The sequence below is a fragment of the Kitasatospora sp. NPDC092286 genome (assembly GCF_044755565.1).
Taxonomy (GTDB): domain Bacteria; phylum Actinomycetota; class Actinomycetes; order Streptomycetales; family Streptomycetaceae; genus Kitasatospora.
Window position 1 is genome coordinate 109,650 of sequence record NZ_JBIVRD010000010.1, and the last position, 7,048, is coordinate 116,697.

The following is a 7,048-nucleotide window of genomic DNA, read 5'->3' on the forward strand; positions in this document are numbered from 1 at the left end:
TCCTCTCATGTAACACGCAGGTGAACCAACCGTCCGCATTGGTGCGGTCACGGTGCGAGAGTGCCGCCGCCGGGCACCCCCGCACCGCGGCGCCGGTGCCGGTGGCGTCAGCGGCGGCGGGCGTGGGCGGCCCGGCGGCGGCGGGTGGCCCAGAGGGCGCAGCCGCCGCCCGCGACCAGGGCGGCGGCTCCGGCGGCCAGCGGGCCGGTGGCGTCGCTGCCGCCGGTGGCGGCCAGATGCTCCCCGGGGGCCGCGGCGGCCCCGGTGGCGGCCTGCGGGACGGTGGCCGGGCGGGTGGCGGCCGGGGTGGTGGCCGCTGTGACGGCGGTCGTCGCGGTGCCGTCCGCGACGGGCTGGACGGTCGGGGTCGCCGTCGGGGTGGCGGAGGCGGGCGGGGCGGTCGGCTTCTCGCAGCTCACCGAGGCGACGGTGATCTTCCCGGTCACCTTGGCGACGTTCAGGTTGAGCGGGTTCACCTCGACCCGCACCTCCAGTGCGGAGGCGGCGGCGGTGGTGGAGGTGGTGGTGCGCTTGGAGAACTCGACCGAGACGCTGCCGATCAGCGGGACGTCCACCGCGGTCGGACCGTACAGGCTGAGGGTGACCGGCCTGCCGAGGACGGTGAGCCGGGCGGGCGCGGTGACGTTCGCCGTGGGCTGCCCGTCGACCGGACAGGTGGCCTCGGAGCTGAGCGCCTCCAGGCCGAGCAGGGTGGTGAGCGGCAGGCCGGGTGCGTGCACGTCGGCGTTGACCAGCTGGACGGAGGCGGTGGCGCCCTTGGCGTCGGCCCTGGTCACCGACTTGCCGATGTCGGCCTTGACCAGGGTGATCGGCCCCCGCTGGTCGACGCCGTCCACCGTGGCGGTGAGCACCGAGCCGTCGCGCTGGGCCGGGGTCTCGACCTTGTTGAGCGCGACGTTCACCGGGACGTCCACCGTCTTGTTCAACAGGCTGACGTGCAGGTCGAGTTCGGCGGTGACGGCGCGCGCCCTGCCGGGTTTGGCAGCCGCCGGGGCGGTGGGCTCGGCAGCGTGCGCGAACGGCGCGGCGAGCAGGGCCGGGACCACCACCCCGGCGGCGACGGAGGCGGAGAAGGAGACGGAACGCGAAGAAGACATGGCGGTACCCCCACGGATGGCGATGCGGTGGAGCGCGCCTCCGACGTCACCCACGACAGGGCGGGGAAAGGGGTCGGCGCTCCGAACGACGAGCCGCCAGTCTTCTCGAACAATCCGTCACATGAGTCACACAGAAAGTCATTTCACTCGTTCGAGTGAGAATCCAGGTTGACGCTCAGTGCCGGCCCCCGCCGACGCGCTACGGCAGCCGCCAGTCCACCGGCTGCGCCCCCTGCCGCACCAGCAGCTCATTGGCCCGGCTGAACGGCCGCGAGCCGAAGAAGCCGCCGTTCGCCGAGTACGGGCTCGGGTGCGCGGACTCGATCGCCGGCACCTCCCCCAGCAGCGGGCGCAGATTGCGGGCGTCGCGCCCCCAGAGGATCGCGACCAGCGGGCCGCCGCGGGCCACCAGCGCCCGGATCGCCTGCTCGGTGACCTCCTCCCAGCCCTTGCCCCGGTGCGCGGCGGGCTTGCGCGGAGCCGTGGTCAGGGCCCGGTTCAGCAGCAGCACGCCCTGCTGCGTCCACGGCGTGAGGTCGCCGTTGGACGGCTGCGGCAGGCCGAGGTCGTTGCCGTACTCCTGGAAGATGTTGATCAGGCTGGCCGGGATCGGCCGCACCTCGGGCCCCACCGAGAAACTGAGCCCGACGGCGTGCCCGGGCGTCGGGTACGGGTCCTGCCCGACGATCAGCACCCGCACCGAGGCGAAGGGCTGCTGAAAGGCGCGCAGGACGTTCGGCCCGGAGGGCAGGTACGTGCGGCCGGCGGCCAGCTCCGTGCGCAGGAAGTCGCCCATGGCGGCGACCCGCCCGGCGACCGGCTCCAGGGCGGTGGCCCAACCGGGCTCGACGATCTCGTTCAGTGGACGCGGTGCCATGGGCGCCACCCTATCGGCCTACACCGACAGGTCGTTCCCCTGCACGCCACCGAAAGGATCATGACGGGGGGGCGCGGAGAGGATCACCCCACCGGACGCCCCCTCAGCACCACCACCCGCGGGTCCGCCAGCACCCGGACGTCCGCGCGCGGGTCCTCGTCGTACACCACGAAGTCCGCCGACGCGCCCTCTTCCAGCCCGGGTCGGCCCAGCCACTCCCGCGCGCCCCAACTGGCCGCCGACAGCGCCTCGGCCGGGGTGAGCCCCGCCTTCACCAGCTCGGCCACCTCCTCGGCGACCAGGCCGTGGGCCAGCGAGCCGCCCGCGTCCGTGCCGACGTAGACCGGGATGCCCGCGTCGTGCGCCGCGCCGACGGTGTCGTACCGGCGCGCGTGCAGCCGGCGCATGTGCGCGGACCAGGCCGGGAACTTGGCCTCGCCGCCGGCCGCGAGGCCCGGGAAGGTGGCGATGTTGACCAGGGTCGGGACGATCGCCACCCCGCGCTCGGCGAAGACCGGGATCAACTCCTCGGTGAGCCCGGTGGCGTGCTCGACGCAGTCGATGCCGGCCGCCAGCAGATCGGGCAGCGACTCGGCGGCGAAGCAGTGCGCGGTGACCCGGGCACCCTCCTCGTGCGCCGCCGCGATCGCCTCGGCCAGCGCGTCGCCCGGCCAGCAGGCGGCGAGGTCGCCGCGGTCACGGTCGATCCAGTCGCCGACCAGCTTCACCCAGCCGTCGCCGCGCCTGGCCTCGGCGCGGACGTACGCGGCGAGGTCGCCGGGCTCGATCTCGTGCGCGTAGTTGCGGATGTAGCAGCGGGTCCGGGCGATGTGGCGGCCGGCCCGGATGATCCGGGGCAGATCCGCGCGGTCGTCGATCCAGCGGGTGTCGGCGGCCGAACCGGCGTCGCGGATCAGCAGGGTGCCGGCGTCACGGTCGGTGAGTGCCTGCTTCTCGCTGGTGGCCGCGTCCACCGCGCCGTGCGCGTCCAGGCCGACATGGCAGTGCGCGTCCACCAGACCGGGCAGCACCCAGCCGGTCACCGTCCGGACGTCCCCCGCGACGAGCGGGCGGACGAAGGTCACCTTCCCGTCCACCACCCAGAGTTCGTCCCGGACGTCCTCCGGGCCGACCAGTACCCGTCCCCTGACGTGCAGCACCGCGCCATCGCTCATGGCCGCACTCTACCGAGGAGGCCGTTCCCTGTAAGCAGTGACAATGGTGCAGACTCGTTCCCGCCCGTACCGCCCGTGTTCACCCGTCACCACCATCCCCGAAAGGCCGGCCGCCACCGTGAGCCCCTTCCTCGACCTGCCCCCGCTCAGCGCCGCCGACTTCGCGGCGATCGAGGACCAGGTGGCCGCGCTGCTGCACACCGAAGCCGACGTGATCGTCACCCAGGGTGAGGCGCTGCTGCCGCTGGAGGCCGCGATCCGGAGCGCCGCGCACCCGGGCTCCACCGCGCTGAACATCGTCACCGGCCCGTACGGCCAGACCTTCGGCAACTGGCTGCGCGACTGCGGGGCCGAGGTCGTGGACCTCGCCGTGCCGTTCGACAGCGCGGTCACCGCCGAGCAGGTCGCCGCCGCCCTCCGGGAGCACCCGGCGATCGACTTCGTCTCCCTCGTCCACGCCGAGGCCGCCACCGGCAACACCAACCCGGTCGCCGGGATCGCCGCCGCCGTCCGCGAGCACGGCGCGCTGCTGATGCTGGACGCCGTCGCCTCGGTGGCCGCCGAGCCGCTGCTCACCGACGCCTGGGGCATCGACCTGTGCGTGATCGGCGGGCAGAAGGCGATGGGCGGCCCGGCCGGGGTCTCCGCCGTCTCGGTCTCCGAGCGCGCCTGGGAGCGGATCGCCGCCAACCCGGCCGCGCCGCGCCGCTCCTACCTCTCGCTGCTGGACTGGAAGGAGCGCTGGACGGACGCCGGCCGCGCCGTACTCCCGCACGCCCCGGCCCAGTTGGAGATGCTGGCACTCGGCGCCTGCCTGGACCGGATCAGCGCCGACGGCCTGCCCGCCGTGATCGCCCGCCACCGCGCCGCCGCCTCCGCCACCCGCGCGGGCGTCCGCGCCCTCGGCACCCTCACCCCGTTCGTCCCCCGCGACGAGGACGCGGCCCCGGTCGCCACCACCCTGCGCACCCCGCCCGGCCTGCACGCCGCCGAGCTCGCCGCCCGCCTCGACCCGGCCCTCCCCGTCCAGCCGGGCGGCGGCGCGCTGGCCGCCGAGATGCTCCGCGTCAACCACTACGGCGCCGCGGCCACCCTGCCCACCGTCCGGGCCTGCCTGACCGCCCTGGCCGAGGCCACCGGCGCGGACGCCGGCCCGGCCCTGGCGGCGGCGGAGGCGGCCTGGCAGGCCGGCCACTCGCCCGAGTGAGGAAGGTTTCCGCCCCCGGCCCGAACGTCGGCGCCGTCCGCACCGGGCCCGCAGGGCCAACCACTGGATGCGGACGCCCGGCCCGGGGGACGGCTCCGAACGCGTAGACCCCTTCGCCCGGGGGCTCCGACCTCCGGCCGCCGAGCAGTCCCAAGGCTTAGGCGGGGACCTCGGCGAGCCGGCGGAACTCACGGGCGTGGCCGGTGACGGTGTCGAGGTTGACCACGGCGCCGTCGACACCCTCGGTGTAGACGGCCCACATGCTGCCGTCCACCCAGGTGCAGAGGCCCATTTCCTGGCGCTCACCGTCGCCGTCGACGGCGCCGGCGCGGCCGCACTTCATCACGCCGCCGCGCTCGCCGGGGTCGACCTCGTGGACGTCGGTGAGCTCAAGGCCGGCGTCCTCGTGGCCGACGATCACGTCATCGATCTGCGCGGACGGCAGGAAGGTGTGCTGCTCGGAGACGGCCAGCCAGATCACCCTCGCCCCGTCCGCGCTGAGGTAGGTGGTGGAGGAGACCCCGGAGCCGGAGCCGGGGCGCAGGGTCCGTTTGCCGGCCGAAGCCGTCGGGCTGAGCCGCAGCCCGTCGAACTCCTCGGGCGGGCTGTAGCGGTACGCGCCGAGCGCGGCGAAGTTGTCGGCGAACACGACGCCGAAGGCCGTCGCGGCCAGGACGCCGACGGCCGTGACGGTCAGCCAGAGCCGCCGCCGGGAGCGCCGCCCGGGGGCGGCGGGGGTCTCGTCCACGAGGACGTCTTCGGGGGTCGGTCGATCAGATTCGGGCACCGGCATATCCGAGCAGGTCCGGACCATTGCCCGCAAGGGCCTTTACCCCGGCGACGCCGGACAGTTCGCGGATCGTTCATCTGCCCGGCACCCGGACCTCACCGGCGCCCGGCAGGCTCCCACCGAGGCGAAGTTGGCTATACAACTTTGCCAGTCGCCGAGGAGGAGACCCCATGTCCCAGCTGTCGCCGTACTGGCTGCGCGACAACTGCCCCTGTGCCGAGTGCCGCGACCAGCGCACCGGGCAGAAGCTGTTCCAGATCACCGACCTGCCGGACGGTCTCGCGATCGCCGCGCGCACCGAGTCCGACGGCGGCCTGGAGGTGCTCTGGTCGGACGGGCACCGGTCCCGCTACCCGCTGGAGTGGCTGGACCAGCAGGGCGGGGGCGACGGCCGGACCGAGGCGGACAAGCGGCTCTGGACGGCGGCCGACTTCCGGCACGGCGTCCCGGAGGCGTCGTGGGAGGCCTACCTGGCCGATCCGGCCGAGCGGGCCGCGGTGCTCGGCGCCGTACGGCGGTCGGGCTTCGCGGTGCTGCGCGGGGTGCCGGCGGTCGAGCGGCAGGTGCTCGCGGTCGCCGGGACCTTCGGGTATGTGCGGGTGACCAACTACGGCGAGCTGTTCGACGTCCGGGTGGAGCCGGACCCGAACAACCTGGCCTTCACCAGCGTCGCGATCGCCCCGCACACCGACAACCCGTACCGGGACCCGGTGCCCACCCTCCAGCTGCTGCACTGCCTGGACAACTCCGCGCCGGGCGGCGACTCCGGGCTGGTGGACGGCTTCAAGGCGGCGGCCGTCCTGCGGGCCGAGGCGCCGGAGGACTTCGCCGTCCTGACCCGCACGCCCATCCCGTTCGTCTTCCGCGACCGCGCCACCGAGCTGCGCGCCGACCGGCCGCTGATCGGTGTGGACCCGCTCGGCCGGATCCGGGAGGTGCGGTTCAACAACCGTTCGATCGGCACCCTGCGCGGGCCCGCCGAGGAGCTGGACGCCTTCTACGCGGCGTACCGGCGGTTCGCCGCGATCACCCTGCGGCCCGAGCTGCGGCTGGAGTTCCGGCTCGACCGGGGCGACTGCCTGATCTTCGACAACGTCCGTCTGCTGCACGCCAGGACCGCCTTCGAGCAGGACGGTTCGCGCCACCTCCAGGGCTGCTACGCCGACCTGGACTCGCTGACGAGCACCCTCGCGGTGCTGGACCGGCAGGCCGCCGCGCTGGACGAGCTCGCCGGGCTGTTCGCCGGCGAGGGCGCCGGGGAGTACCTGGGCGAGGTGGTCACCATGGCCGAGCACATGCTCCAGGCGGGTGCGCTGGCCGAGGCCGCCGGGGCCGCCCCGCACCTGGTCGCCGCCGCGCTGCTGCACGACGTGGGCCACTTCCAGGGGGCGCTGCACGGACGGGATCTGATGCTGGGTCAGGACAACCGGCACAGCGACACCGGGGCCCGGTGGCTGGAGCGGTGGTTCGGCCCGGAGGTGACGGAGCCGGTCCGGCTGCACGTGGCCGCCAAGCGCTACCTCTGCGCGGTCGAGCCCGGCTACCGCGCCAAGCTGTCGGAGGCCTCCGAGTACACCCTCCGGGTGCAGGGCGGCCCGATGAGCGCGGAACAGGCCGCCGCCTTCGCCGCCCTGCCGGGCGCGGCGGACGCGGTCGCCGTCCGCCGCTGGGACGAGCAGGCCAAGGAGGCGGACGCCGGGACGCCCGGCTTCGAGCACTTCCGGCCGCTGCTCGCCGCCCTGATGAGGTAGCGCGGCGGGGCGGGGCGGGGGGGGGGGGGGCCCCCCCCCCCCCCCCCCCCCCCGCGCGGGCCCCCCCCCCCCCCCCCGGGGCCCCCCGCGGGCCCCCGCGATTGAGCACGGAAAGCAACCCCCCCCCCCC

General features: G+C 74.8%; 6 protein-coding genes. 2 read left to right on the forward strand and 4 right to left on the reverse strand.

What is annotated here, in order from left to right:
- Positions 1-107: 107 nt before the first annotated feature.
- The 3 genes from ACIQIB_RS12665 to ACIQIB_RS12675 form a co-directional block, all read right to left on the reverse strand.
- A complete protein-coding gene (locus ACIQIB_RS12665; protein ID WP_400757782.1) occupies positions 108-1,118 on the reverse strand; it encodes an SCO1860 family LAETG-anchored protein in 1,011 nt (336 codons plus the stop codon).
- 199 nt (positions 1,119-1,317) lie between these two features.
- Entirely contained in the window at positions 1,318-1,995 is a 678-nt protein-coding gene (locus tag ACIQIB_RS12670; RefSeq protein WP_363608006.1) for a uracil-DNA glycosylase, read from the reverse strand.
- 83 nt (positions 1,996-2,078) lie between these two features.
- Positions 2,079-3,170 carry an amidohydrolase family protein gene (locus ACIQIB_RS12675; RefSeq protein WP_400757783.1) on the reverse strand — a complete coding sequence of 364 codons (1,092 nt, stop codon included), beginning with the start codon at positions 3,168-3,170 and terminating at the stop codon, positions 2,079-2,081.
- A gap of 43 nt (positions 3,171-3,213) precedes the next feature.
- Between ACIQIB_RS12675 and ACIQIB_RS12680 the strand changes: the two genes are divergently transcribed.
- Complete coding sequence (locus ACIQIB_RS12680; protein ID WP_400757784.1) at positions 3,214-4,377, forward strand: pyridoxal-phosphate-dependent aminotransferase family protein; 1,164 nt, start codon at positions 3,214-3,216, stop codon at positions 4,375-4,377.
- A 157-nt stretch (positions 4,378-4,534) separates the two neighbouring features.
- On the opposite strand, the gene ACIQIB_RS12685 is transcribed toward ACIQIB_RS12680, so the two are convergent.
- A complete protein-coding gene (locus tag ACIQIB_RS12685) occupies positions 4,535-5,125 on the reverse strand; it encodes a hypothetical protein (RefSeq protein ID WP_400757786.1) in 591 nt (196 codons plus the stop codon).
- A gap of 212 nt (positions 5,126-5,337) precedes the next feature.
- On the opposite strand from ACIQIB_RS12685, the gene ACIQIB_RS12690 reads away from it, so the two are divergent.
- Complete coding sequence (locus tag ACIQIB_RS12690; protein ID WP_400757788.1) at positions 5,338-6,918, forward strand: TauD/TfdA family dioxygenase; 1,581 nt, start codon at positions 5,338-5,340, stop codon at positions 6,916-6,918.
- Positions 6,919-7,048: the final 130 nt, after the last annotated feature.